This is a genomic window from Paenirhodobacter sp. YD-8 (assembly GCF_056590935.1).
Genome location: NZ_CM152649.1, coordinates 3,704,160 through 3,729,805, shown reverse-complemented (window position 1 = coordinate 3,729,805; position 25,646 = coordinate 3,704,160). Strand labels below are relative to the sequence as shown.

The 25,646-nt window shown below is 68.1% G+C and carries 26 protein-coding genes; 11 read left to right on the top strand and 15 right to left on the bottom strand.

The window, feature by feature from the left end; all coding sequences use genetic code 11:
• Positions 1-39: 39 nt before the first annotated feature.
• The 10 genes from AC0QTQ_RS18135 to folK all read right to left on the bottom strand — a co-directional run bounded on the left by AC0QTQ_RS18135 (position 40) and on the right by folK (position 7,964).
• Entirely contained in the window at positions 40-375 is a 336-nt protein-coding gene (locus AC0QTQ_RS18135) for a DUF1491 family protein (protein WP_480257708.1), read from the bottom strand.
• On the bottom strand, positions 376-1,305 hold the full coding sequence (gene era / locus AC0QTQ_RS18130) for a GTPase Era (RefSeq protein WP_480257707.1): 930 nt from the start codon (positions 1,303-1,305) through the stop codon (positions 376-378).
• Positions 1,302-1,958: a ribonuclease III gene (gene rnc, locus AC0QTQ_RS18125; RefSeq protein ID WP_394342965.1), complete on the bottom strand. Its 657-nt coding sequence runs from the start codon at positions 1,956-1,958 to the stop codon at positions 1,302-1,304. The genes era and rnc overlap by 4 nt, the downstream gene beginning before the upstream one ends.
• Positions 1,959-1,997: 39 nt before the next feature.
• On the bottom strand, positions 1,998-2,780 hold the full coding sequence (lepB, locus tag AC0QTQ_RS18120) for a signal peptidase I (protein WP_480257705.1): 783 nt from the start codon (positions 2,778-2,780) through the stop codon (positions 1,998-2,000).
• 55 nt (positions 2,781-2,835) lie between these two features.
• Positions 2,836-3,237, bottom strand: a complete 402-nt coding sequence (gene acpS / locus AC0QTQ_RS18115) for a holo-ACP synthase (RefSeq protein ID WP_121534121.1) — start codon at positions 3,235-3,237, stop codon at positions 2,836-2,838.
• 2 nt (positions 3,238-3,239) lie between these two features.
• Positions 3,240-3,986: a pyridoxine 5'-phosphate synthase gene (locus tag AC0QTQ_RS18110; protein WP_480257703.1), complete on the bottom strand. Its 747-nt coding sequence runs from the start codon at positions 3,984-3,986 to the stop codon at positions 3,240-3,242.
• 91 nt (positions 3,987-4,077) lie between these two features.
• Positions 4,078-4,743 carry a DUF2062 domain-containing protein gene (locus AC0QTQ_RS18105; RefSeq protein ID WP_480257701.1) on the bottom strand — a complete coding sequence of 222 codons (666 nt, stop codon included), beginning with the start codon at positions 4,741-4,743 and terminating at the stop codon, positions 4,078-4,080.
• A 60-nt stretch (positions 4,744-4,803) separates the two neighbouring features.
• Positions 4,804-6,921, bottom strand: coding sequence for a RelA/SpoT family protein (locus tag AC0QTQ_RS18100; protein WP_480257699.1), 2,118 nt, complete (start codon positions 6,919-6,921; stop codon positions 4,804-4,806).
• A 31-nt stretch (positions 6,922-6,952) separates the two neighbouring features.
• On the bottom strand, positions 6,953-7,309 hold the full coding sequence (gene rpoZ, locus AC0QTQ_RS18095) for a DNA-directed RNA polymerase subunit omega (RefSeq protein ID WP_121534100.1): 357 nt from the start codon (positions 7,307-7,309) through the stop codon (positions 6,953-6,955).
• 70 nt (positions 7,310-7,379) lie between these two features.
• Complete coding sequence (folK, locus tag AC0QTQ_RS18090) at positions 7,380-7,964, bottom strand: 2-amino-4-hydroxy-6-hydroxymethyldihydropteridine diphosphokinase (RefSeq protein ID WP_480257698.1); 585 nt, start codon at positions 7,962-7,964, stop codon at positions 7,380-7,382.
• A 140-nt stretch (positions 7,965-8,104) separates the two neighbouring features.
• On the opposite strand from folK, the gene AC0QTQ_RS18085 reads away from it, so the two are divergent.
• Positions 8,105-8,668: a LabA-like NYN domain-containing protein gene (locus tag AC0QTQ_RS18085; RefSeq protein ID WP_480257697.1), complete on the top strand. Its 564-nt coding sequence runs from the start codon at positions 8,105-8,107 to the stop codon at positions 8,666-8,668.
• A 108-nt stretch (positions 8,669-8,776) separates the two neighbouring features.
• Here the strand turns inward: AC0QTQ_RS18085 and AC0QTQ_RS18080 are convergent, their stop codons facing one another.
• Complete coding sequence (locus AC0QTQ_RS18080) at positions 8,777-9,886, bottom strand: Hint domain-containing protein (RefSeq protein WP_480257696.1); 1,110 nt, start codon at positions 9,884-9,886, stop codon at positions 8,777-8,779.
• A complete protein-coding gene (locus AC0QTQ_RS18075) occupies positions 9,883-11,454 on the bottom strand; it encodes a Hint domain-containing protein (protein WP_480257695.1) in 1,572 nt (523 codons plus the stop codon). Before AC0QTQ_RS18075 ends, AC0QTQ_RS18080 begins: the two co-directional genes overlap by 4 nt.
• A 295-nt stretch (positions 11,455-11,749) precedes the next feature.
• Between AC0QTQ_RS18075 and dapE the strand changes: the two genes are divergently transcribed.
• The 3 genes from dapE to rnr all read left to right on the top strand — a co-directional run bounded on the left by dapE (position 11,750) and on the right by rnr (position 15,681).
• Positions 11,750-12,889, top strand: coding sequence for a succinyl-diaminopimelate desuccinylase (dapE, locus tag AC0QTQ_RS18070; protein WP_480257694.1), 1,140 nt, complete (start codon positions 11,750-11,752; stop codon positions 12,887-12,889).
• Positions 12,886-13,299, top strand: a complete 414-nt coding sequence (locus tag AC0QTQ_RS18065) for a GNAT family N-acetyltransferase (RefSeq protein WP_121534106.1) — start codon at positions 12,886-12,888, stop codon at positions 13,297-13,299. The genes dapE and AC0QTQ_RS18065 overlap by 4 nt, the downstream gene beginning before the upstream one ends.
• 117 nt (positions 13,300-13,416) lie before the next feature.
• Positions 13,417-15,681, top strand: a complete 2,265-nt coding sequence (gene rnr / locus AC0QTQ_RS18060; RefSeq protein ID WP_480257693.1) for a ribonuclease R — start codon at positions 13,417-13,419, stop codon at positions 15,679-15,681.
• On the opposite strand, the gene AC0QTQ_RS18055 is transcribed toward rnr, so the two are convergent.
• Entirely contained in the window at positions 15,678-17,261 is a 1,584-nt protein-coding gene (locus AC0QTQ_RS18055) for a phospholipase D-like domain-containing protein (protein ID WP_480257692.1), read from the bottom strand. The genes rnr and AC0QTQ_RS18055 overlap by 4 nt on opposite strands.
• An 82-nt stretch (positions 17,262-17,343) precedes the next feature.
• Complete coding sequence (locus AC0QTQ_RS18050) at positions 17,344-18,942, bottom strand: phosphoenolpyruvate carboxykinase (protein ID WP_480257691.1); 1,599 nt, start codon at positions 18,940-18,942, stop codon at positions 17,344-17,346.
• A gap of 335 nt (positions 18,943-19,277) precedes the next feature.
• Between AC0QTQ_RS18050 and AC0QTQ_RS18045 the strand changes: the two genes are divergently transcribed.
• Genes AC0QTQ_RS18045 through AC0QTQ_RS18015 form a run of 7 tightly spaced genes read left to right on the top strand, consistent with a single transcriptional unit; the run spans position 19,278 to position 24,646 of the window.
• The gene (locus tag AC0QTQ_RS18045; protein ID WP_121534110.1) at positions 19,278-19,979 is read left to right on the top strand and encodes a response regulator transcription factor; all 702 of its coding nucleotides are present in this window, start codon (positions 19,278-19,280) and stop codon (positions 19,977-19,979) included.
• Entirely contained in the window at positions 19,976-21,721 is a 1,746-nt protein-coding gene (locus tag AC0QTQ_RS18040) for a stimulus-sensing domain-containing protein (protein ID WP_480257690.1), read from the top strand. Before AC0QTQ_RS18045 ends, AC0QTQ_RS18040 begins: the two co-directional genes overlap by 4 nt.
• A gap of 3 nt (positions 21,722-21,724) precedes the next feature.
• Positions 21,725-22,156: an HPr kinase/phosphorylase gene (locus AC0QTQ_RS18035; RefSeq protein WP_121534112.1), complete on the top strand. Its 432-nt coding sequence runs from the start codon at positions 21,725-21,727 to the stop codon at positions 22,154-22,156.
• 14 nt (positions 22,157-22,170) lie between these two features.
• Positions 22,171-23,070, top strand: a complete 900-nt coding sequence (gene rapZ / locus AC0QTQ_RS18030; protein WP_480259248.1) for an RNase adapter RapZ — start codon at positions 22,171-22,173, stop codon at positions 23,068-23,070.
• Positions 23,067-23,468 (top strand): PTS sugar transporter subunit IIA, encoded by a 402-nt coding sequence (locus AC0QTQ_RS18025; RefSeq protein WP_480257689.1) that lies wholly within the window; start codon positions 23,067-23,069, stop codon positions 23,466-23,468. Before rapZ ends, AC0QTQ_RS18025 begins: the two co-directional genes overlap by 4 nt.
• Positions 23,468-23,737: an HPr family phosphocarrier protein gene (locus AC0QTQ_RS18020; protein WP_121534122.1), complete on the top strand. Its 270-nt coding sequence runs from the start codon at positions 23,468-23,470 to the stop codon at positions 23,735-23,737. Before AC0QTQ_RS18025 ends, AC0QTQ_RS18020 begins: the two co-directional genes overlap by 1 nt.
• 42 nt (positions 23,738-23,779) lie before the next feature.
• On the top strand, positions 23,780-24,646 hold the full coding sequence (locus AC0QTQ_RS18015; protein WP_480257688.1) for a lysophospholipid acyltransferase family protein: 867 nt from the start codon (positions 23,780-23,782) through the stop codon (positions 24,644-24,646).
• 59 nt (positions 24,647-24,705) lie between these two features.
• Here AC0QTQ_RS18015 and AC0QTQ_RS18010 read toward each other — a convergent pair whose 3' ends face one another.
• Positions 24,706-25,581, bottom strand: a complete 876-nt coding sequence (locus AC0QTQ_RS18010; protein ID WP_480257687.1) for a 3-hydroxybutyryl-CoA dehydrogenase — start codon at positions 25,579-25,581, stop codon at positions 24,706-24,708.
• Positions 25,582-25,646 lie beyond the last annotated feature (65 nt).

Sequence of the window (25,646 nt, the reverse complement as noted above, 5' to 3'; positions counted from 1 at the left end):
TCCGGCAAGGAGAAAGGGAAAGGGGCGTCCGGGCGGGGCTCAGTCGCTGAGGCCTTCCTCGTCGAGCAGGGTGCGGCCGTCGCGGCTTTCGATCTCGATCACCCAGAGGTCGGGGTCGAAGCCGCGCTGGCGGCGGATCGAGGCGTCGACCTCGGGTTCCGGGCCCTCGGTCAGGATCATCCATTTGCGCGCGCCGGTCGTCAGATCGAAGCTGCGCTGCCACAGCGTCGCGCGGCCGTCGAGGGTGGCGCATTTCACCATCACCGCGCCGGAGGTCGGCTCGCCGCGGGCGGCGACATAGGCGGGGATATTGGCGATCTCCAGCCGTCGCAGATAGGCGCGCACCCAGACCTCCGCGGCGAGGCGGAGGCCCATTCAGTCGCCGTCCTTGAAGTCGAGCCCCATCTCGGAATAGCGCTCGGCCTCGTCGAGCCAGTTCGGGCGCACCTTCACCTGCAGGAAGAGATGCACCGGCCGGCCGAGAAATTCGGCAAGATCGGCGCGGGCCGCGGTCGAGATCGCCTTGATCGTCTCGCCGCCTTTGCCGAGCACGATGCCCTTGTGGCCCTCGCGCGCGACATAGATCAGCTGGTCGATGCGGGTGGAGCCGTCCTTGCGGTCCTCCCATTTCTCGGTCTCGACGGTGAGCTGATAGGGCAGCTCCTCGTGCAGACGCAGGGTCAGCTTCTCGCGCGTGACCTCGGCGGCGATCTGGCGCATCGGCAGGTCGGCGATCTGGTCCTCGGGGTAGAACCACGGGCCCTCGGGCAGCTCGCCCGCCAGCCATTCGCGCAGATCGTCGACGCCATAGCCGCGCTCGGCCGAGATCATGAAGGTCCTGACGAAGGGGAAGGCCTCGTTCGCCGACTGCGCCAGTTCGAGCAGGCGCTCGGCCTTGACCTTGTCGATCTTGTTGATCGCAAGTGCGACCGGCTGTTCGCCGGCGCGTTCCTTCAGCGCCTCGATGATCGCGCGGGTGCCGTCGGTCAGGCCGCGATGTGCCTCGATCAGAAGCACGATGATGTCGGCATCCGAGGCGCCGCCCCAGGCCGCGGTGACCATGGCGCGGTCGAGCCGGCGGCGCGGGCGGAAGATGCCGGGGGTGTCGACGAAGACGATCTGCGTCTCGCCCGCCATGCACACGCCGCGGATGCGGGCGCGCGTCGTCTGCACCTTGTGGGTGACGATCGAGACCTTGGCGCCGACCATGCGGTTCAGCAGGGTCGACTTGCCGGCGTTCGGCTCGCCGATCAGCGCGACGAAGCCCGCGCGGGTGTGCTCGGGATGCGGGGTGTCTTCGGTCATGTGTCGCCCTCCAGGCGGGTCAGGAGCGCCTTGGCGGCGGATTGTTCGGCGATGCGTTTCGAGCCGGCCTTGGCGCGCTCGCTCTCGCCCGAGGCGAGATGCACCTCGATGGTGAAGACCGGCGCATGGTCGGGGCCGGTGCGCGACACGGTCTCGTAGGCCGGTGGCGGCAGGCCGCGGGCCTGGGCCCATTCCTGCAGCGCGGTCTTGGCGTCGCGGGCGTCTTCCTCGACGGTCTCGACCCGCTCGCCCCAGAGCCGCAGCACGAGCTTGCGCGCCGTCTCGAAGCCCGCGTCGAGATGCACGGCGGCGATCACCGCCTCCATCGCGTCGCCGAGCAGCGCCTCCTTGCGGCGGCCGCCCGACATCATTTCCGACCGGCCGAGCTTCAGCACCGCGCCGAGGTCGATCTGGCGGGCGACATCGGCGCAGGTCTCCTTGCGCACCAGCGCGTTGAAGCGCGGCGCCAGCTGGCCCTCGGAGGCGGTGCGGTCGGCCTTGAACAGCGCCTCGGCGATGCTGAGCCCGAGCACGCGGTCGCCCAGGAATTCGAGCCGCTGGTTGTCGGGCCGGGTGGCCGAGCCGATCGAGCTGTGGGTGAGCGCGCGAACGAGAAGCTCGGGCTTCGCGAAGCGGTGCCCGAGCCTGTCCATGAATGCCTCGATGTCGGAGCCGACCTTCACGCCCTCACCTCAGTCGATCGCCTTGAAGAAACGGTCCGGACGCCAGGTCCAGAAGTAGAAGAGCGACTTGCCCGCCGAGGAGAACATCACCCGGTCGGCGCGGCCGATCAGGTATTCCGCCGGCACGAAGCCAAGCCCGCCGGCGGCGGCCGGGAAGCGGCTGTCCTCGGAATTGTCGCGGTTGTCGCCCATGAAGAAATACTGACCCTCGGGCACGGTGAAGACCGGCGTGTCGTCGGCCACCCAATTGTCCGAGATGTTCAGGATGTCGTGGCTGACCCCATTCGGCAGGGTCTCGGTCTGGCGTGCCTTCAGGCAGGTGCCGCCGATCCCGACCGGGTCGTTCTCGCAGCGCGGCATCAGCTGCTGCGGGCCCTGCGGTGCCTTCTCCTCGGTGAAGGTGCCGGCATCGGCGAGCTTCACCGGCTCGCCGTTGATCTGCAGCACGCCGTGCACCATCTGGATCTTGTCGCCGGGCAGGCCGATCAGCCGCTTGATGAAGTCGACGTTCTTCGTCGGGTGACGGAAGACGACGACATCGCCGCGCTCGGGTTCGCGCGCGAAGAGGCGCCCCGAGATCGGGCAGGCGGAGAACGGGCAGGAATGGCTCGAATAGCCATAGGCCATCTTGTTCACGAAGAGGAAGTCGCCGATCAGCAGCGTGTCCTTCATCGAGCCCGAGGGAATCCAGAACGGCTGGAAGAACAGGGTGCGGAACACCCCCGCGATCACCAGTGCCCAGACGATGGTTTTCACCGTCTCGACGATGCCGCCTTCGGATTTCTTGGCCATTCCCTGCCCCGCTTGTGAAAAGTCCCGCCTTCCTAGGCTTGGGGCGGCGCCCAAGTCAAGGAAGGGGTCGTGCCTCGATCACCACGAAAGCCTGCGCCCAGGGGGCGTCGTCGGTCAATGTGACGTGAACGATCGCCTCGTGGCCGGGCGGGGTCATCGTGGCAAGCCGTTCGGCGGCCCAGCCGGTGAGGTGCATCACCGGCTGCCCGGTCGGCAGATTCGTCACCGCCATGTCGCGCCAGGAGATCCCCATCCGCAACCCGGTGCCGAGCGCCTTCGAGCAGGCCTCCTTTGCCGCCCAGCGTTTGGCATAGGTGCCGGCGATATCGGCGCGCCGCTCGGCCTTGGCGATCTCGGTCTCGGTGAAGACGCGGGTGCGGAACCGATCGCCGAAACGGTCAAGCGTCGCGGCGATGCGGTCGATATTGGCGAGGTCGGAGCCGATGCCGAGAATCACGCTCACTCGCCCCGCGCGGCGTCCATCAGGGCGCGCATCTGGCCGATCGCGCCCTCGAGGCCGATGAACACCGCCTCGCCGATCAGGAAATGGCCGATGTTCAGCTCGCGGATCTCGGGCATCGCCGCGACCGGGCCGACCGTCTCGAAGGTCAGGCCATGGCCCGCATGCACCTCGAGGCCGAGCGAATTGGCATAGGCCGCACCGGCCGCCAGCGCCTCGAGCTCGAGGTCGCGCTCGGCGAAGCGGCCGGCATAATGCATGTCGCAGTAATGGCCGGTGTGCAGCTCGATCACCGCCGCGCCGATCTGCGCCGAGGCCTCGATCTGTGCCGGGTCATGGCCGATGAACATCGAGACGCGGATCCCCGCCTCGTTCAGCGCGCCGACATACTCGGTCAGCCGCGGCAGATCGGCCACCACGTCGAGCCCGCCCTCGGTCGTCACCTCCTGCCGCTTCTCGGGGACGAGGCAGCAGGCATGCGGCGCGGTGGCCAGCGCGATCGCCTGCATCTCGTCGGAAGGCGCCATCTCGAAGTTGAGCGGGATCCCGAGCCCGGCCTTCAGCGCGGCGATGTCGCTGTCGCGGATGTGGCGGCGATCCTCGCGCAGGTGGGCGGTGATGCCGTCCGCGCCTGCCGCCTCGGCCAGCAGGGCCGCGCGCAGCGGGTCGGGATAGGCGGCGCCGCGGGCGTTGCGCAGGGTGGCGACGTGGTCGATGTTGACGCCAAGGCGAAGCGAGTGGGGCATGGGATCCTCCGGTCAGTGCGGCGGGAGTATGCGCGCAAGCCCGCGCGGAAGAAAAGGGGGCGCGCGGCGTTGCGGGCCCGTCTCGGCAGGCTCAGCCCTCGCCGGGCGGCGGCGGGCCGTCCTTGCGGCGCGGACTGATCTTGGCGCGGATCTTCGTCAGCCGCTCCTTCAGCCGGGTGCGGCGGCGGTTCTGATAGGCGGTGACGATCGGCAGGGCGATGAAATAGCACACCAGCCCCGCGGCGATGCCCGGCAGCAGCCCGCCCACGAGATAGGGCAGGAAGATGCCGTCGAAGAAATTCGCCAGCCCGTGCCATTGCGTCGGCTCATGGGTGAACAGGGCGAAAAGATTGTGGCGCAGGTCGTGGAAGGCATGCGCGAAGGTCTCGAACAGCCCCTCGGTCCGGACCTGGGCAAGGTGGCGGCCGAGCATCCAGTGGCCGAGCTTGATCGAGATGAGCGCGATCAGCGGGAAGGTCAGCGGGTTGCCGACCAGCGTGCCGAAGAGTGCGGCGATGATGTTGCCGCGCACCAGCCAGGCAAGCGCCACTGCGCCGCCGAGGTGAAAGCCGAAAAGCGGGGTGAAGGAGATCAGCACGCCGGCGAAGATGCCGCGGGCGATGCGCTCGGGCCGGTCGGGCAGGCGGTTCAGCCGGTGCCGGATGTAATGGAAGGCACGCGTCCAGCCGCCGCGCGGCCAGACCGCCTCGCGCAGCGCCTGAAGGAAGGGACGTTTGTTGCGCCGCTTGAAAACCACCGTCGTCCTTCTCCCCCTTGCGGGGGCCGTTCCCTCCGTCCGCGGTGCCCTCGGGCCCGCTCAGGGCTTGCGCGTGATGTCGCGCCACCGCTCCACCTGCGCCACGTCCGTCTCCGCCTCGAGCGCGGTGAGCAGCATGTGCAGGTGTTCCACGTCCCTTAGCTCGACTTCCACGACAAGTGAGTAAAAGTCCGGCTTGCGGTCGATGAAATGCAGATCCGAGATATTGGCCTTCTGCTGCCCGATCAAGGTGCAGATATGGCCAAGCACGCCCGCGTCGTTCGAGATCGTGATCTTCAGCGAGGCGGTATAGGCGGGCGGATGCTGGCCGGGCTGCCAATGCAGGTCGACCCAGCGTTCGGGTTCTTCCTCGAATTCCTCGAGCGCGGGGCAGTCGATCGCGTGGATCACCACGCCCTGGCCGCGATAGGTGATGCCGACGATGCGCTCGCCGGGCAGCGGCTGGCAGCAATCGGCGCGGCGGAAGCTCTGGTCGGCGCCAAGGCCGATCACCGCGCGGGTCGGTTCGACCGTCTCGGGGCCGTGCTGGGCGAGTTCCGGATAGAGCGTCTCGACCACTTCGCGCGCGGTGAATTCGGCCGAGCCGAGGCGGGCGAGCAGTTCGATCTCGTCGACCATGCCGAGGGTCTTCGCCGCGGTGCGCAGCGCCTTGTCGGACACCTTGCGGCCGACATGCTCGAAGGCGACGCGGGCAAGCTCGGCGCCGAGCTTGACGAAGCGCGAGCGGTCTTCCTCGCGCAGGCTCTTGCGGATCGCGGCGCGGGCGCGGCCGGTGCCGACGATGTCGAGCCAGGTCGCCTGCGGGCGTTGGCCGGCGGCGGTGATGATCTCGACCGACTGGCCGTTCTTCAGCCGGGTCCAGAGCGGCACGCGGATGCCGTCGACCTTGGCGCCGACGCAGGAATTGCCGATCCGGGTGTGGATCGCATAGGCGAAGTCGATCGGCGTCGCGCCCTTCGGCAGCTTCACCACATCGCCCTTGGGCGTGAAGCAGAACACCTGGTCGGAATACATCTCGAGCTTGACGTTCTCGAGGAATTCCTCGTGATCGCCCTCGGCGAAGCGCTCGGTCAGCGAGGACAGCCATTTCGCCGGATCGACGGCGAAGGGGTTCTCGGCGGGCTCGCCGTCGCGATAGGACCAGTGCGCGGCGACGCCGGCCTCGGCGACCTCGTGCATCTGCCGGGTGCGGATCTGCACCTCGACGCGCTTGCCGTCGCGGCCCGTCACCGTGGTGTGGATCGAGCGGTACCCGTTCGTCTTCGGCTGGCTGATGTAATCCTTGAACCGGCCCGGCACGGCGCGCCAGCGCTGATGGATCAGCCCGACGACGCGATAGCAATCCTCGACATTCTCGGTGATGACGCGGAAGCCGTAGATGTCGGACAGGCGCGAGAAGGCAAGCTGCTTCTCCTCCATCTTGCGCCAGATCGAATAGGGGCGCTTCGCCCGGCCGAAGACGTCGGCCTCGATCCCGGCCTTGTCCATCAGCGTGCGGATGTCGTGCGTGATCTTCGAGATCACGTCGCCCGATTCCTTCTGCAGCGAGACGAAGCGGCGGATGATCGAGGTGCGGGCCTCGGGGTTCAGCACCTTGAAGGCGAGGTCCTCGAGTTCCTCGCGCATCCACTGCATGCCCATGCGGCCGGCGAGCGGGGCGAAGATCTCCATCGTCTCGCGCGCCTTCTGCGCCTGCTTTTCGGGCCGCATCGACTTGATCGTGCGCATGTTGTGCAGCCGGTCGGCCAGCTTGACCAGCAGCACGCGGATGTCCTTCGACATCGCCATCAGAAGCTTGCGGAAGTTCTCGGCCTGCTTCGAGGCGTTCGAGGACAGCTGCAGGTTGGTCAGCTTGGTGACGCCGTCGACAAGCTCGGCGATCTCGTGGCCGAACAGCCCCTCGACCTCGGTATAGGTCGAGCGGGTGTCCTCGATCGTGTCATGCAGAAGTGCCGTGACGATCGTCGCATCGTCCAGCCGCTGCTCGGTCAGGATCGCGGCGACGGCGACCGGGTGGGTGAAGTAGGATTCACCCGACTGCCGGAACTGTCCGTCGTGCATCTTCATGCCATAGGCATAGGCCCGACGGATCAGATCGGCATCCGTATGCGGGTTGTAATTGCGAACGAGCGCGATCAGGTCTTCGACGTCGATCATCCGCGCATCCGCCTCCCGCCGGTCGTGCGACTCAGTCGCGACCCTGCGCGTCCATCAGGGCGCGGAGCATGCGCTCTTCGTCCATGTCGTCGGCGCGCGGACGGTCGGGGGTTTCGCCCGACATCAGCATCGCCATGGAATCGTCTTCGGGTTCGTCGACTTCGATCTGCGTCTGATGGGATTCGATCAGACGTTCGCGCAGATCCTCGGCGGACTGCGTTTCCTCGGCGATCTCGCGCAGGGCGACCACCGGGTTCTTGTCGTTGTCGCGGTCCACCGTCAGCGGCGAGCCGGCGGCGATTTCGCGCGCCCGATGCGCGGCGAGCATCACCAGCTCGAACCGGTTCGGAACTTTGTCAACGCAATCTTCAACCGTCACGCGGGCCATTGGCATCTCCAATCGGACTTGGGAGGTGTGAGGCGCCTATTTAGGCGCAATATCGGGGCTTGACAAGCGGTCAATCCGGCGCCCCGGCGGGCTCGAGCGGCGCCAGGGCGGCTTTTTCCGCCTCGGGCAGGGCTGCGGCCATCTCGGTGACGGTCCGGCCGGTCGCCGGATGACGCCAGCCGGGCGCGATCTCGGCGAGGGGAATCAGCACGAAGCCGCGGTCCTGCAGCCGCGGGTGCGGCAAGATCAGCTCGGCGGGCGTCTCGCGCATCTGCCGTTCGAGCGGCAGCGCGCGCCAGGCGGCCTGGGCCTCGGCATCGGGCAGCACCATGTGCCCCGCGGCGATCAGGTCGAGGTCGATCTTGCGCGCCTGCCAGCGCTCGGTGCGGATCCGGCCCAGCTCTTCCTCGATCGCGTGGAGCCGCGCCAGAACCTCGGCGGGCGCGGCCTCGGCCGACACCACGGCGCAGGCGTTGACGTAATCGGGGCCCGAGCCCGCCGGGAACGCGGGCGAGCGATAGAAGCGGCTGACGGCAATCAGCGCAAGTCCCCGTCCTGCCATCATTTCCAGTGCTGCGGCCAACGTTTGCTCGGGCCGCCCGGCCGCCGAGGGCAGATTTGACCCTAGGGCAATCAGGAATGTGTCATTGGCCATAAATACAGATATCCTTGCCCGTGCCCGATTGCTATGCAGTTCTGTCAGGAACTGTGCGCAGCGGCGTATTGGGGATATTCTACCTCGCGTCAACCACTCACACGACGCCTACCGCTGGGCAAAGACGAAAGGAAGTGTTGATGTTTTACAAGGACGAGCGGCTTGCGCTGTTCATTGATGGTTCGAATCTTTACGCGGCGGCCAAGGCGCTCGGGTTCGACATCGACTACAAGCTGCTCCGGCAGGAGTTCGAACGGCGCGGCAAGCTGGTGCGGGCCTTCTACTATACCGCGCTGCTCGAGAACGAAGAATATTCGCCGATCCGTCCCCTCGTCGACTGGCTGCATTACAACGGCTACGCGATGGTGACGAAACCGGCGAAGGAATACACCGACTCGATGGGTCGGCGGAAGGTCAAGGGCAACATGGACATCGAGCTCGCGGTCAACGCGATGGAGCTCGCGCCGCGTCTCGACCATGCCGTGCTGTTCTCGGGCGACGGCGATTTCCGTCCGCTCGTCGAGGCGCTGCAGCGGATGGGCGTGCGGGTGTCGGTTGTCTCGACGATCCGCTCGCAGCCGCCGATGATCGCCGACGAGCTGCGTCGCCAGGCCGACAATTTCATCGAGCTGGACGCGCTGCGCGAGGTGATCGGTCGTCCGCCGCGGGAAACCCGCGAGCCCGAGGCCGTGGCCGAGGCGTAAGGCCGAACCGGCAGGGCCGTCGCGACCCACTCCTCCGCGACAGGACCGGCCGGGACCGCAAAACGAGATGCGAAAGGGGGCTTCGGCCCCCTTTCTGCTGCGCGGGGGTCAGGCGGCGAGCGGACCGCGGCCGCGCGCGCGCGCCAGCGCCAGGGCCTGGGCCTCGTGCGGGGCCAGCTCGCGGCGCACGGGTGTCGCATGCACCGGCAGCGTGCCCGCCTCGGCCAGCGCGGCGAGCGCGGTGGTGCGGGCAAGCGCGGGTTGCCGCGCCAGCCGCCCGGCGCTGAGGCTTTCCACCCGACAGCCGTCGGCGATCAGCAGATGGTGCCCCTCCAGCATGATCCCCTGCCAGCCCAGCACGCAGGGCCGGTCGGGTTGCTGCGCGCTGCAGCCGTCGACCAGATGCTGGGCGGCAATCAGCACCTCCTCCTCGCCGAAGAGATAGTCGACCGCGGGGCCGGCCAGCGCGATGCGGTGCTGCGGCAGAAGCCAGAGGTCGGTGCGCTCGGCAAAGCTCGGCGCGCTCAGCCGCACCGGACGCAGTGCGCCAAGCGCGGGCAGCATCACCCGCCCCGACCACAGCACCGGCTGCGGCCCGGCATCGACGGTCTCGACCAGGTCACCCGGCTGCAGGCTGCCCGCGGGGCGCAGCCCCTCGGGCGTGGCGATCGGGGTGGCGGGGGCGAAGCAGGCGCCGGGCCCGACCGGCTGCAGGTGATCGCCGATCGCCAGCCAGTCGACCCGCGGCCCGGGGAGCGCGCCTTGCGCCCCGGCGACGAGGGCCGCCACCTCGGCACGGCGCGGCGACAGCGGGGCCGTGCCCGCGCGCTGGCGCAGCGTCGCCTGATCGAGCGCCTCGAGCGTCAGCAGGCTGGTGTCGGTGGCGCTGTCCCAGCTCCAGATCAGCCGCATCCGTCCGCCGGCAAGGCATTCCTCGGTGGCGTCGATCGACAGCGCGTGAAAGGCCGCGCCGCGCCGCTCGATCAGGGCAAGCTGGTGCTCGGTGCCGATCGCGATCGACAGGAACAGCCCGTCGCGAGCAAGCTGCGGCAGGTGCAGCAACGGCAGGGGCCCCTCCTCGCCGCGCAGCAGGGTGAATTCCAGCATCAGGCTGCCGCGCGGCCAGAGCTCGGGCAGCGCCCGATGCGCCAGTGCGATCGCGCCCTCGTCCGGCAGATGCGCCCGCAGCCAGCCGCCCGGCTCGCCCCGCCCGGTCATGCCGCACGCCCCTGCAGCAGCCGCGCCTCATAGGCGCGCAGGCTGCGCCGCGCGGCCGGGCCATAGCCCGCGCCGGTTTCCGGATCGAGTTCGGGGAAGAGGGCGCAGATCTCGGCCTGCACCGCGGCCTCCATCGCGCCCAGCACCTGCGGCCCGGGCAGGAAGCTCTCGCTCGCCATGCCTTCGGAGAAGAGGATGTGGTGGCGATCGAACAGCAGGTGGACATAGTCGACCGTGCCGCCCTCGACCACCCGCACGGATTGGCCGTCGACCAGATCCTTCGCCGCGACCAGCACCTCGGCCTCGCCGAACAGCAGCTCGGCCGCCGGGGTGCGCAGCAGCACCCGATGCTGCGGCGAGACCATCAGCGGCCGCACCGCGCCATGGGCGCCGGCCTCGAAGCGGATCGGGGCAAGGGAGCCCTCGGCCGGCACGCGCCGCCGCCCGACCCATCGCAGCGGCTGCGGCCCGGCGTCCTGTGTCAGCACCAGATCGCCCGGCACCAGCGTCTCGACCGCGCGCGGGCCCTCGGGCGTCGCGACGCAGGTGCCGGCGACGAAGCAGGGCACGACATGGACGGTGACGAAGCCCACATCGGTATGCCCGTCGGAACTCGTCACCCCATAGGTGAAGTTGACGGTCTCTTCCTCGGGGTCGGCATGGATCGTCAGCGTGCCGTCGGCGTTCAGCGTCACGCGCTCGCCCGAGGCAAGCTGCACGGTGTCGCCCGGCTGCACCGCGACGCCGTTGATCTCGGTGATCGTCAGCGTGCCATGGGTCCGGTTCACGTCATTGGCCAGCACGTCGATCGTCTTGTCGCCGCCCGGCGCGACGTTGGTCTCGTCATCGACGGCGACCAGTATGGTCTGGATCGAATCTCCCGCGATCAGCAGGTTCGAATCGTAATTTGCATCGCCCGCGTCGGCGATGCCGATGCGGATCGAGTTCAGCGCGCCGACGTTCACCGGGAAGGTCAGCGTCATCGTCACGGTGAAGCCGTCCATCTCGGTGTTGTAGGCGTCGTTGGTGTTCGAGATGTAGAGGTTCTCGTTGTTGGCGCCGTTCACGCTGTTGACCGAGGTGGTCGAGGTCGACAGGTCCACCGCGACCGGCGTCCCGTTCACCCAGACCCCCACCACGTCGTTGTAGATCGAGTTCACATATTCCGGGTATTCATCCGAGGCGAAGGTGAAGCTGATCGTCATCAGGTCGCCCGTCGGCACGAAATCGACGTCGAGCCAGGCCGCGTCATAGGTGCGCGTGCCGGCAAGCGCGTTGAACCCCGCGTTGTTGTCGACGCCCGTGGTGTTGGTCGAGGTGTTGGTCGCGATGTTCGGATCGCCACGCGAGTTGGTGAAGCTCGCGGCATTGCCGGTCGACAGGATCACCCCGGTGTCGGACGGCGTCGCCTCGGGCGAGATCGAATCGCCCTTCGAATAGATCGCCGAGGAGGCCGGCGCACCGGTGTAGGAGGCGCTGACCACCGTGACGCCGTCGCCAAAGATCGTCTGCGCCATCTGCATCGCAGTGGCGGAGGTGTTGTAGCTCAGCTCTGCCGCTCGTGCCATGCCGTCCCCGCAAGTCAGGGAGGCAGCGCAAACGCCGCACCGGAAGCGCGCTTCCGGCCTTGGGGTCGGGCCGTTTCGGCCTCGGTTTCATGGGGGCGCGTGGGCCCTGCTCGTTGCCCTGCCTCGGGTCATCATTGTTACACTCAGCTTAAGCCCGACTCTCGCCACGAGAAAACCTTTTTCTTTCAACGGGGCACGCGGGGCAGGGCGGGTGACTGCGGTGCAACAGTGCCGCCGCGGTTGTGCTTGCATCCGGCCGGGGCTAAGCCTGAGGCGCCATGAGAAGGAGCCCGCGATGCCGCTCGACCCCGTGAAACTCACCGCCGACCTGATCCGCTGCCCCTCGGTCACGCCGAGCGAGGGCGGCGCGCTTGTCCTGCTGGAAGAGGTGCTGAGCCGGGCCGGCTTCGCCTGCACCCGCGTCGACCGCAACGGCATCGCCAATCTCTTTGCCCGCTGGGGCGCGAAGGGAGCGAAGACCTTCGGCTTCAACGGCCATACCGACGTGGTGCCGGTGGGCGATGCCGCGGCCTGGACGCATGATCCCTTCGGCGGCGAGATCCATGACGGCGTGCTCTGGGGCCGCGGCGCCACCGACATGAAATCGGGCGTCGCGGCCTTCGTCGCCGCCGCGGTCGATCTGGTGACCGAGGCCCCGCCCGAGGGCGCGGTGATCCTGGCGATCACCGGCGACGAGGAGGGGGCGGGCCGCGACGGCACCCGCGCGCTCCTCGACTGGATGGCCGAGACCGGCGAGGCGATGTCGGTGTGCCTGGTGGGCGAGCCGACCTGCCCAGAGGTGATGGGCGAGATGATGAAGATCGGCCGGCGCGGCTCGATGACCTTCTACATCGAGGCGACGGGGGTGCAGGGCCATGCCGCCTATCCGCACCGGGCGAAGAACCCGCTTCATGCGCTGATCGACCTGCTGGGCCGGATGACCGGCGCGCCGCTCGACACTGGCACCGCGCATTTCGACCCCTCGACGCTGCAGGTCACGACGATCGATTGCGGCAACCCGGCGAACAACGTGATCCCGGCGAAGGCGCGCGCCACCGTCAACATCCGCTTCAACGACGCCCACAGCGCGGCCAGCCTGATCGCCTGGGGCGAGGCGCTGGCGGCCGGGGTCAGCGCCGCGACCGGCGTCACCTTCGCGATGAACCCCGAGGTCTCGGGCGAAAGCTTCCTCACCCCGCCCGGCGCGTTCGTCGCGCTCGTCGCCCGCGCGGTCGAGGCCGAGACCGGGGTGACACCCGTGCTCTCCACCTCGGGCGGCACCTCGGACGCGCGCTTCGTCAAGGACCATTGCCCGGTGCTCGAGTTCGGCCTCGTCGGGCGCACGATGCACCAGGTCGACGAGCGCATCGAGATCGCGCAGATCGAGACGCTCAAGCGCGTCTATGCCCGCGCGCTGCGGGAGTATTTCGCATGATCCTCACCGAAACCGACGATCTCGCCGCCTGCCACGCCCTGCGCCGCGCCGTGTTCATCGAGGAGCAGGGCATCGCCGAGGCCGAGGAATGGGATGACCTCGACGGGCAGGCCGTCCATCTTCTTGCGCGCGAGGGCGACACCCCCCTCGGCACCGCGCGGCTTTTCGTCGAGGGCACGGAGGGCCGCATCGGCCGGGTCTGCGTGGCGAAATCCGCGCGCGGCACCGGCCTTGGCGCCGCGCTGATCCGCGAGGGCTGTGCGCGCCTCGCTGCGGCGGGCTGCACCCGCATCCTGCTTGGCGCGCAATGCTACGCCATCCCCTTCTACGAGAAACTCGGCTTCACCGCTTTCGGCCCCGAATACGACGATGCCGGCATTCCGCACCGCGAGATGGAGCGCCGCCTCTGACCCGGCCCGGGGCCGCTCCTGTGCTGCCTTTTCTTCTTGGCTGAAATACCTCGGGGTGCGGGGCAGCGCCCCGCTTCCCCGCGTGACGCCACCGCGCGCCCGTGCTAGGTCAGGGGCATGACCCAGACACCCACCCGTGAACAGATCCTCGCCTGGCTTGCCGACCATCCCGATGCCGGCGCCAAGCGCGACATTGCCCGCGCCTTCGGCCTGAAGGGCGCGGAGAAGATCGAGCTGAAACGCCTGCTCAAGCAAATGGCCGAAGAGGGCGTGATCGAGCGCCGCCGGCGCAGCTTCCACGACAGCACGCGGCTGCCGCCGGTCACCGTGCTGCAGGTGCTGGCGCCCGACGCCGCGGGCGATCTCTGGGCGAAACCGCTCGAATGGGGCGGCGAGGGCGAGGCGCCGCGCTGTCTCGTGCTGCCGTCGAAGGGCGAGCCCGCGCTTGGTGCGGGCGACCGCATCCTCGCCCGCATCGCCGCGGTCGAGGGCGACGGCTACGCCTATGAGGCGCGTCCGATCCGCAAGATCGGCACCACCCAGCACCGCATCGTCGGCATCTTCCGCAAGGGCGCCGAGGGCGGGCGGATCGTGCCGATCGACAAGGGCGAGACCAAGGAATGGGTCGTGCCGGCGGGCGCCACCAATGACGCGCGCGACGGCGAGCTGGTCGAGGCGGAGCAATCCGGCCCGAAGGGGCGGCTCGGCCTGCCGAAGGCGCGCGTGCTCGAACGGCTGGGCGACCCGGCCGCGCCGCGCGCCGTTTCGCTGATCGCGATCCATCAGCACGGCATCCCCGACGACTTCCCCGACGAGGTGATGGCCGAGGCCGATGCCGAGACGCCCGCAGGCTTCGAGGGCCGCGAAGACCTGAGCGGCCTGCCCTTCGTCACCATCGACCCGGCCGACGCGCGCGACCGCGACGACGCCTGCCTTGCGCTGCGTGACGAGGATCCGACGAACGAGGGCGGGTTCCTGCTCTGGGTGGCGATCGCGGACGTCGCGCATTACGTCCGCCCGGGCTCGGCGCTTGACCGCGAGGCGCGCCGGCGCGGCAACTCGACCTATTTCCCCGACCGCGTCGTGCCGATGCTGCCCGACCGGCTCTCGGGCGATCTGTGCTCGCTGCACGAGGATGTGCCGCGCGCGGTGCTGGCGGTGCGGATGAAGGTCAATTCCTCGGGCCACAAGATCTCGCATCGCTTCACCCGCGGCATCATCCGTTCGGTGGGCTCGCTGGAATATGCGCAGGTGCAGGCCGCCCACGAGGGCCGCCCCGACGCGAAGACCGAGCCGCTGGTGCAGGAGGTCATTGCGCCGCTCTACGAGTGCTATGCGGCGCTGGCCCGCGCCCGTGCGGCGCGCCAGCCGCTCGACCTCGACCTGCCCGAACGGCAGATCGTGATCGGCGAGGATGGCAAGGTCGCCTCGGTGCGGTTCAAGGAACGGCTCGATGCGCACCGGCTGATCGAGGAATTCATGGTGCTTGCGAATGTCGCCGCGGCCGAGGAGCTCGAGCGGCTGCGCCGCCCGCTTCTCTACCGTGTGCACGAGGAACCGAGCCCCGACAAGATCGAGGCCCTGCGCGAGGTGGCGCAGGCCTCGGGCTTCACGCTGGCCAAGGGGCAGGTGCTGAAGACCGCGCATCTGAACCGCCTGCTGTCGCAGGCCGAGGGCAGCGAGTTCGACGAGCTCGTCAACATCTCGACGCTGCGGGCGATGACGCAGGCCTATTACGCGCCGCATAACCTCGGCCACTTCGGGCTGGCGCTGCGCTCTTACGCGCATTTCACCTCGCCCATTCGCCGCTATTCGGACCTGATCGTGCACCGCGCGCTGATCTCGGGCCATGGCTGGGGCAAGGACGGGCTCAGCCCCGCCGACATCGACACGCTCGAGGAGACGGCGCAGCATATCTCCGAGACCGAGCGCCGCTCGATGGCGGCCGAGCGCGACACCACCGACCGCTATCTTGCGGCCTATCTGAGCGACCGCGTCGGCAGCGAGTTCGGCGGCCGGATCTCGGGCGTGCAGAAGTTCGGCCTGTTCGTGAAGCTCGACGAGACCGGCGCCGACGGGCTGGTGCCGGTGCGCTCGATCGGGCGCGAGTTCTTCCACTTCGACCCCGAGGCGCAGCAGCTGATCGGCGCCGAGACCGGCACGGTGATCGGCATCGGCCAGCGGGTCCGGGTGCGTCTGGCCGAGGCGGTGCCGCTGACCGGCGGGCTCGAGCTGGAACTGCTCGAGGTCGAGGGCGCGACCCTGCCCGGGCCCGGCAAGGGCGGGCGCAAGCCGTTCCGCCCGGGGCGGAAGAGCGTGGCGCTGAAGGCGAAGGAGCGTGGCGTCGCGCGCAAGGTCAAGCGCACGCGCAAGCCGCGCTAGAGCATCCACTCGATCGGCAGGCGCTTGGCAATGGCAAGCGCCAGCCGCGCGCCCAGCGTGGTGCCGGGCTCGGCGCTGCGCTCCGCTTCGCCCGGGCGCGACCAGCGCAAGCCGCCGGTCGGGGCAAGGGTGACGCGCCAGGCCCGTTCGGGCACGAAATCGTCGAAGGAATCGGTGATCGCCTCGGCGATCGCCGGGGCGTCGATCACCACGCCGAGCTCGGTGTTCAGCCGCATCGAGCGCGGGTCGAAGTTGAACGAGCCGATGAACACCCGCGCCCGGTCGACGGCGAAGACCTTGGCGTGCAGCTTGTTGCGCGAGAAGGGCGAGGTGCCCTTCAGCCGACGGGCGAGGAAATCGGTGGCGGGGCGACGCTTCTCGGCGTCGGCGGCGTATTCCCACAGCTCGACCCCGCGACGCAACAGCGGCGCGCGCCGGTGCGCATAGCCCGAATGCACCAGCGGCACGTCCGAGGCGGCAAAGGAATTCGTCAGGATCCGCACCCGGACCCCCTCCTGCGCATAGCGCGCGAGCGTCTTCACCCCGCTGCGGGTCGGCACCAGATAGGGCGAGATCAGCACGAGGTCGCGCTTTGGCGTGCCAAGCGCGCGGATCAGGTGGCGCCAGAGCATGCGCCGGCTGCCGATCCGGCCGACGATCTTCTCGGGCGGGTCGAAGACGAGCTCGGCGCGGGCGAAGGTGAAGGGCGCGTCGGGGGCAAGGATGCGGCCCTCGGCATGGGCGCGGCCAAGCGCCGCGACATAGGCCGCGGCGTCAGGGCTGGTCAGGCGGGCGGCCTCGGCCGCAAGCAGCGCCGCGGCCCGGGCGGGGGCGGGCGGCGTCAGCAGCACGGTCGACGGGATCGAGGGCGGGGCGTTCCAGTACAGGTCGAACTGCCGCGCCACCTCGGCCACCACGGGCCCGGCCACCGCCACATCAAGATCCATGTAGAGCCCGCCTGCCGCGAAGCGGTTGAAGTAGTCGTCGCCGATGTTGCGCCCGCCGAGGATGGTCACGGTGCCGTCGACCACCATCGCCTTGTTGTGCATGCGCCGGTTCAGCCGGTGGAAGTCGGCGAGATAGCCGAGCACCCGCATCCGGCGCAGCGGGAAGGGGTTGAAGAGCCGCACCTCGACATTCGGCAAGGTGTCGAGCGTGGCGAGGATCTCGTCCATGCCGGCGGTGCCGTTGTCGTCGATCAGCACGCGCACCCGCACTCCGCGCGCGGCGGCCATGCGCAGCGCGCCCAGCATCAGCGCCCCGGCGGTGTCGTCCTGCCAGATGTAATATTGCAGCTCGATCGTGCTTTCGGCGGCAGCGATCAGCTCGAGCCGGGCGGCGAGCGCATCGACCGGGTCGATCAGCAGATGCACCGCATTCAGTCCCGGATGCGCCGCCAGCCGCGCGGCGAAGGTGGTGGCCAGCCGTCCGCCCGCCGGCGGCGGCAGGGCAAGGCCCGGCGCGAAGGGCCCCTTCGGCCGCGGATGGCTGAGCCGCGCGCCAAGCAGCGTGCCCGTCACCGAGACGAGGGCCACGGCAAGGGCGATCAGCAGGAAAAGGGGCAGGCCGTGCAGGTGCATGGTCCCAATCTGGCGCGCCGCGCGCACAAAGCAAAGGGGCCGGGAGATCCCGGCCCCTTCGGTTCACTGTCCGTTATGGTCTTCAGCCGATCGCGGCGGCCTTCACGTCTTCGTCGACGTAGGGCATGTACTGTTCGAAGTTCGCCTTGAACATGCCGACCAGCTTGTCGGCCTGCGCGTCGAAGGCGGCCTTGTCGGCCCAGGTGTCGCGCGGGTTCAGCAGGGTCGCATCGACGCCCGGCACCGAGACCGGAACCTCGAAGCCGAACTTCTCGGACTTGCGGAACTCGACGTCATGCAGCGAGCCGTCGAGCGCGGCGGTCAGCAGCGCGCGGGTGGCCTTGATCGGCATGCGCTTTCCGGTGCCGAAGGCGCCGCCGGTCCAGCCGGTGTTGACGAGCCAGCACGAGGCGCCCTGCTCGAGGATCTTCGCCTGCAGCAGCTTGCCGTAGACCTCGGGGCGACGCGGCATGAAGGGCGCGCCGAAGCAGGTCGAGAAGGTCGGCAGCGGCTCGGTCACGCCCACTTCGGTGCCCGGGGTCTTCGAGGTGAAGCCCGACAGGAAGTGATACATCGCCTGCGCCGGGGTCAGCCGCGCGATCGGCGGCAGCACGCCATAGGCGTCGCAGGTCAGCATGATGACGTTCTTCGGGTGACCGCCCATCGAGCTTTCCGAGGCATTCGAGATGTAATGCAGCGGATAGGCGCAACGCATGTTGTCGGTCAGCGAGTTGTCGAAGAAGTCGAGTTCCAGCGTCTCGGGATCGAAGACCATGTTCTCGACGACGGTGCCGAACATCGAGCAGGTCGCGTAGATTTCCGGCTCGGCTTCCTTCGAGAGGTTGATCGTCTTGGCGTAGCAGCCGCCCTCGAAGTTGAAGATGCCCTTTTCCGACCAGCCGTGCTCGTCGTCGCCGATCAGGGTGCGCGACGGGTCGGCCGAGAGCGTGGTCTTGCCGGTGCCCGAGAGGCCGAAGAAGACCGCGGCGTCATCGGGGTTGCCGATCGCGTGGTTGGCCGAGCAGTGCATCGCCATGATGCCCTTGCCGGGCAGGATGTAGTTGAGGAGCGTGAACACGCCCTTCTTGTTCTCGCCGGCATAGGCGGTGTTGCCGATCAGGATGATCTTCTTGTCGAAGTTCAGCGCGATGACGGTTTCCGAACGGCAGCCGTGACGCTCCGGGTCGGCCTTGAAGCCCGGGCAGTTGATGATCGTCCATTCCGGCGTGAAGGTGTCGAGCTCGCTGCGCTCGGGGCGGCGCAGCATGGTGCGCAGGAACAGGCCGTGCCAGGCGAGTTCGGCCACGAGACGCACGTCGAGGCGGTGTTCCGGGTCGGCGCCGCCGAACAGGTCCTCGACGAAGAAGTCCTTGCCCTTCATGTACTCGATCATGTCGGCGTAGAGCACGTCGAACTTCGCCGGGTCCATCGGCTTGTTGTTTTCCCACCAGATCGAGTCCTCGACCGAGGCGGTGCGGACAACGAACTTGTCCTTCGGAGAACGGCCGGTGTGGGCGCCCGTCGAGCAGTAGAACGCACCGCCCTTGCCGAGGGTCCCCTCGCCGCGTTTCAGGGCCGCTTCGATCAGAGCGGGCTCCAGCAGGTTGTAATAGACATTGCCCAGACCATTGATGCCCTGGTCTTCCAGGCGTTTCGCCGGGTTCACACGTCCGATGATCATCTGTAGCTCCCGATGCCGTCGCGCGGCGTTCATTGGGTTCCTCCCGGCATTCCAGGCCAAATGGAATACCGATCCGGGGCGGGAACCCGCCGCGGATGGGCCCCTATAACATGACGTTTCGGTGATGGAACAGGACGCTTTGACCCAGTTAGCGCAACCAAGGCGATGTTTAGCGCAACCAGCACGGGAAGGTGAGGCAAATTGGCCAGACCTTGTTTTTTTTGTGCTGAGATGATTCGCGCCGGGGGTCTGATTCGCACATACAGAGTTGATTCCACGGGCCGGAAAGCGGACAATGTCCGGCAATTATAAGAGAGCAGTAGAGGGTACAGGACATGTCGAGGATCGCTCTGGTCGACGACGATCGCAACATTCTTACGTCCGTTTCGATGACGCTGGAGGCCGAGGGCTACGAGGTCGAGACCTACAACGACGGGCAGGCGGCACTCGATGCCTTCACCAAGCGGCTGCCCGACATGGCGGTGCTCGACATCAAGATGCCGCGGATGGACGGCATGGAACTGCTGCAGCGGCTGCGCCAGAAGACCACGATGCCGGTGATCTTCCTGACCTCGAAGGATGACGAGATCGACGAGGTCCTGGGCCTGCGCATGGGTGCGGACGACTATGTCAAGAAACCCTTCAGCCAGCGCCTGCTGGTCGAGCGGATCCGGGCGCTGCTGCGCCGGCAGGAGGTGATCGCCTCGGGCGAGGCGCCGGTGAGTGACGAGAACAAGGTCATCACCCGCGGCAGCCTGACGATGGACCCGCTGCGCCATTCGGTGAGCTGGAAGGGCAAGGAAGTCACGCTGACCGTGACCGAATTCCTGCTGCTGCAGGCGCTGGCGCAGCGCCCGGGCTTCGTCAAGTCGCGCGACCAGCTGATGGACGTCGCCTATGACGATCAGGTCTATGTCGACGATCGCACCATCGACAGCCACATCAAGCGCCTGCGCAAGAAGATGCGCAGTGCCGACGACGATTTCTCGGCGATCGAGACGCTGTACGGCATCGGCTATCGCTACAACGAAGAATGACGATTTCCGGACAGATGGGGGCGGAGCGGCCGAAGGTGACGGGCAGGAAGCGGGCAGGGGCGGAGGTCCTTCTCGGCGAGGACTGGGTCGGCCCCGAGAGCGTGGTCGACGAGGATCTCGCACGTGGCCGTGCCCGGCGCAGCCTGATCGCGCTCAACCGCTCGCCGCTGGCCCGCAAGATCATCACCTTCAACCTGCTTGCCATGCTGGTGATGGTGGCGGGGGTGCTCTATCTCAACCCGTTCCGCGACAGTCTGGTGTTCCAGCGCGAGAGCGCGATCGTCAGCGAGGCCGAGCTGATCGCCGACGTGTTCGAGGCGCGGATGCCGGTTGCGGCACCGGTGAACCTTGCCGCGGGAGACGGGCTCGACGTGGCCGACGTGATGCGCGGGATCGAGCTGCCGGAGGGCGCCTCGCTCTATGTCTTCGACATGGGCGGCAACCTCCTGGCGAATTCCGACGAGGTCGGCACCGCGCCGCACGAGGCGGTGTCGGGGCTGGGCATCGATCAGCGCTCGACGATGATCACCGACATGCTGAACCGGGGCTGGGAATGGCTTTCGGGGCTGGTGCGCGGCGGCCGGCCGCGCGCGCCCGAGATCGTCGACACCCGCGCGATGGCGGAAAAGCTGGTGCCGCGGGTGAACGAGGGGGCGACGGTGATGGCCACCGACCGCGACGGCGGCGGCGCCACGATCTTCTCGGTCGCCACCGGGATCTACCAGAACGAGCGGATGGTCGGGATGATCGCCATGACCTCCGCCGCGGGCGAGATCGACAAGCTCGTCCGGATCGAGCGCGAGCAGGTGCTGCAGATGTTCGTGGTGGCGATCATCGTCTCGATCGGGCTCAGCCTGGTGCTGGCCTCGACCATCGCCAATCCGCTGGCCGACCTGGCCCGCGCCGCCGAGATCGGCCGCGACCGCAACGCGCGCAAGATGCAGCCCGGCCGGGTGCGCATCCCCGACCTGACGGCGCGGCCCGACGAGATCGGGCGGCTCTCGGGGGCGCTGCGCGGCATGGTCGCGGCGCTTTACGACCGGATCGACGCGAACGAGCAGTTCGCCGCGGATGTCGCGCACGAGATCAAGAACCCGCTTGCCTCGCTGCGCTCGGCCGTGGCCTCGCTGCAGGTGGTCAAGCGCGAGGATCAGCGCGCCAAGCTGCTCGAGGTGATCGATCAGGACGTGAGCCGCCTCGACCGGCTGGTCAGCGACATCTCCAATGCCTCGCGGCTCGACAGCGAGCTGGTGAAGGAGGAGGAAGAGACCTTCGACCTGATGAAGATGGTCGGCAACCTAGCCGAGTATCTGGGGCAGCAGGCTTCCGAGAAGGGGGTCGAGTTCATCATCGACCTGCCGAAGGAGCCGATCGTCATCACCGGGCTCGAGGGCCGTCTGGCGCAGGTCTTCGTCAACCTCATCACCAACGCGATCAGCTTCTGCGAGGAGGGCGATGCGGTCCGGATCTGGGCGCGGCGGCGCGAGAACCGGGTGCTGGTCGTGGTCGAGGACACCGGTCCGGGCATCCCCGACGAGGCGCTGACCAAGGTCTTCAAGCGCTTCTATTCGCAGCGCCCGCCGGGACAGTTCGGCGATCACTCGGGCCTCGGCCTTGCGATCTCGAAGCAGATCGTCGAGGCGCATGGCGGCGTGATCTGGGCCGAGAACATCCGCCCGACCGATGCCGATGCCAGCTCGGAACCGCTCGGCGCGCGGTTCGTGGTCGGCCTGCCGGTCTGAGCCGTGGCCGCGCCGGCCGGAGCCAATATCCATGCGACCGCCGTCGCGCTCGATCCCGGGCGCGGCGTGCTGATCCTCGGCCCGTCCGGGGCGGGGAAATCCTCGCTCGCACTGCGGCTGATGGCGCTTGGCGCCACGCTTGTCGCCGATGACCGGGTCGATCTGCGGCTCGGCGACGGCGGGCTGATCGCCTCGGCGCCCGCCGCGCTGCACGGGCTGATCGAGGCGCGCGGTGCGGGCATCCTGCGCGCCACGGCGCTGGAGGCCGCCCGGATCGCCCTTGTCGTCGATCTGAACGAGCGCGAGACCGAGAGACTGCCGCCGATGCGCCACAGGGAGATCCTCGGCGTGTCCCTGCCCCTTGTGCTGCGACTGCAAGATGGCCATCTTGAAGCGGCAATCCTGCAATGGCTCAGGGGCGGGAGACAGGCGTGAGCGCAGAGCCCTCAATGCAGCAGTCGGCGACCCGGGTCGTGCTGGTGACCGGCCCGTCGGGGGCCGGCCGCTCGACCGCGATCGCCGCGCTCGAGGATCTGGGCTACGAGACCATCGACAACCTGCCGCTGAGCCTCGTGCCGCGGCTGCTCGACGGGCCGCTGGCGCGCCCGCTCGCGCTTGGTGTCGATGTGCGCAACCGCGACTTTGCCGTCACCTCGCTGATCGAGCTGATCGACGGGCTGACCCGGGTGCCCGAGCTGCGGCTCGAGGTGCTTTACCTCGACGCGAACCCCGATGTGCTGGTGCGCCGCTATTCCGAGACCCGCCGCCGCCATCCGCTGGCGCCCGAGGATGCGCCGCTCGAGGGGATCACCCTCGAGGTCGACCTGCTGGCGCCGATCCGGGTGCGGGCGGATGTGCTGATCGACACTTCGGCGATGAGCCCGCACGACCTGCGCGCGGAACTGGCGCGCTGGTTCGACATGGGCAAGATCGCCCGGCTTGCGGTCTCGGTGCACAGCTTCAGCTACAAGCGCGGCGTGCCGCGCGGGCTCGACATGATGTTCGACTGCCGCTTCCTGTCGAACCCGCACTGGGTGCCGGCGCTGCGCCCGCTGACCGGGCTCGACCCGTCGGTCGCGGCCCATGTCGCGGCCGATCCGCGCTTTGACCCCTTCATCACGAAGGTGCGCGATCTCTTGCTTTTCCTGCTGCCGGCCCATGTTGAGGAAGGCAAGAGCCACCTTGCCGTGGGCTTCGGTTGCACCGGCGGTCAGCACCGCTCGGTTGCCGTGACGGAAAACATCGCCCGAGCCCTTGCAGAGGCTGGCTGGCAAGTGTCTAAACGGCACAGGGAACTGGAACGGCGGGCTCTGGCCCAGCCCGGGGTGAAAGAGGCAGGCGGCGCGTGATCGGAATCGTGATCGTGGCACATGGTGGTTTGGCGCGCGAGTATCTCGCAGCGGTCGAGCATGTCGTCGGCCCGCAGGAGGGAATCCGCGCGATCACCATCGAGGACGACCATGATCGCAGCGCGAAGCAGGCCGAGATCCGCGCCGCGGCCGATGCCGTCGACACCGGCGACGGCGTGGTGGTGGTGACCGACATGTTCGGCGGCTCGCCCTCGAACCTCAGCCTGCTGGCCTGCGAGGCCTGCGAGCGCGAAATCGTCTACGGCGCCAATCTGCCACTGTTGATCAAGCTGGCGAAATCGCGCAGCCTCGGCGTCCATGCGGCGGTCGAGGCGGCGCTCGATGCCGGCCGCAAATACATCAACAGCTATTCGGCATACGGAACGGGCGGCAAGTGATCATCAGACGGGTTTTGCGGATCGTCAACGAGAAGGGGCTGCATGCGCGCGCCTCTGCCAAGTTCGTCGAGGTGGTGGAGCGGTTCGACGCCCGCGCCGAGGTGGAAAAGGACGGGATGCGCGTTTCGGGCGATTCCATCATGGGCCTTTTGATGTTGGCAGCCTCGCGCGGAACATCTATTGAGGTTTCGACCAGCGGGGACGAAGCCGAGGCCCTGGCCGATGCGCTGCAGGCCCTCGTGGCCGACCGCTTCGGCGAGGACGGCTGAGGCAGGCTCGCGCTTCCCGCGTTGCGCAAAGAGGGTCCTGTGTTGGACGAACATGCAGGCACCGTTCCGGTGCAGACCCCGGCCGAGGTGGCGCCCTATGACAAGGGCCGTCTGTCCTACGCCGGAACTTTCACCAATCCCTGGAAGGCGAACACGATCCGCGCGATCGAGTGGATGACGGCGAAGTGGAAACTCCTGCGCCTGATCCGCCAGTTCGAGCGGCGCGGCGCCCCCTTCGGTCAGCCGTTCTGGCCGCAGGCGCTCGACATCATGGGGATCGAGGTGACCACCCCCGCCGAGCAGATCGCCCGCATCCCGAAGGACGGCCCGCTCGTCGTGGTGGCGAACCACCCGCACGGGCTCGTCGACGGGATGGTTCTGGCCTATCTGATCGGCCAGGTGCGCACCGACTACAAGATCCTGACCCGCTCGCTTCTGACCGGCATCCCCGAGATCGCCGAGTTCATGCTGCCCGTGCCCTTCCCGCACGAGCCGAACGCGCAGGAGGAAAGCCTGAAGATGCGCGCCGAGTGCATGGCGACGCTGAAGGCGGGCGGCGTGATCGTGCTGTTCCCGGCCGGGCAGGTGGCGCATTCGGACACCTATTTCGGCACGCCGGTCGAGCAGGAATGGAACCCCTTCACCGCGAAGATGGTGGCGCGTTCGGGTGCGCAGGTGCTGCCGATCCACTTCCCCGGCCGCAACTCGCAGGCCTATCAGATCGCCAACAAGCTCAGCGCGACGCTGCGCCAGGGGCTGCTGCTCTATGAAATCCGCCGCGCGCTGAACAAGCGCCAGTCGCCGGTGATCGGCACGCCCTTCTCTCCGGCCGAATTGAAAGAGCCGCTGAAGGATCCGCGCCGCTGGCTGGCCGAGATGCGCGAGCACACGCTCAACCTGCGCGGCTGAGCCCTGGCAATGAAAAAGGCCCCGGAAATCCGGGGCCTTCGTGTTTCTGGTGGGACGCCTCAGCGCGTCGGCACCGGGGTCTCGCCGCGATAGTCGTAGAAGCCGCGGCCGGTCTTGCGACCCAGCCAGCCGGCCTCGACGTATTTCACCAGCAGCGGGCAGGGGCGATACTTGGTGTCCGCCAGCCCGTCGTGCAGCACGTGCATGATCGCCAGGCAGGTGTCGAGGCCGATGAAGTCGGCCAGTTCCAGCGGCCCCATCGGGTGGTTCGCGCCCAGCTTCATCGCCATGTCGATCGACTGCACGTTGCCCACGCCTTCATAGAGCGTATAGACCGCCTCGTTGATCATCGGGATCAGGATGCGGTTCACGATGAAGGCCGGGAAGTCCTCGGCCGAGGCCGCGGTCTTGCCGAGCTTCGCCACGATCGCGAGCATCGTCTGATAGGTCTCGTCATCGGTGGCGATGCCGCGGATCAGCTCGACGAGCTTCATCACCGGCACCGGGTTCATGAAGTGCACGCCCATGAAGCGCTCGGGCCGGTCGGTCTTCGAGGCAAGCCGGGTGATCGAGATCGACGAGGTGTTCGAGGCGAGGATCGTCGTCGGTTTCAGATGCGGCACCAGGGTCTTGAAGATCTGGTTCTTCACGTCCTCGCGCTCGGTCGCGGCCTCGATCACCAGATCGGTCTGGCCCAGATCGGTCAGCGTCAGCGTGGTGGTGATGCGGGCAAGAGTGGCGGCCTTTTCCTCGGCGGTGATCTTCTCGCGCGAGACCTGGCGGTCCAGGTTCTTCTCGATGGTGGCCATCGCCTTGTCGAGGCTGTCCTGCGCGATGTCGTTCAGCAGGACATTGTAACCCGCGAGGGCGAAGACGTGGGCAATGCCGTTGCCCATCTGGCCTGCGCCAACGATACCTACGGTTTCGATCGTCATGTCGGTTCCTTCCCGATTACTCGCGGCCACTATGCTGCAGTGCAGCAAGCAGCGCAAGGGGGATC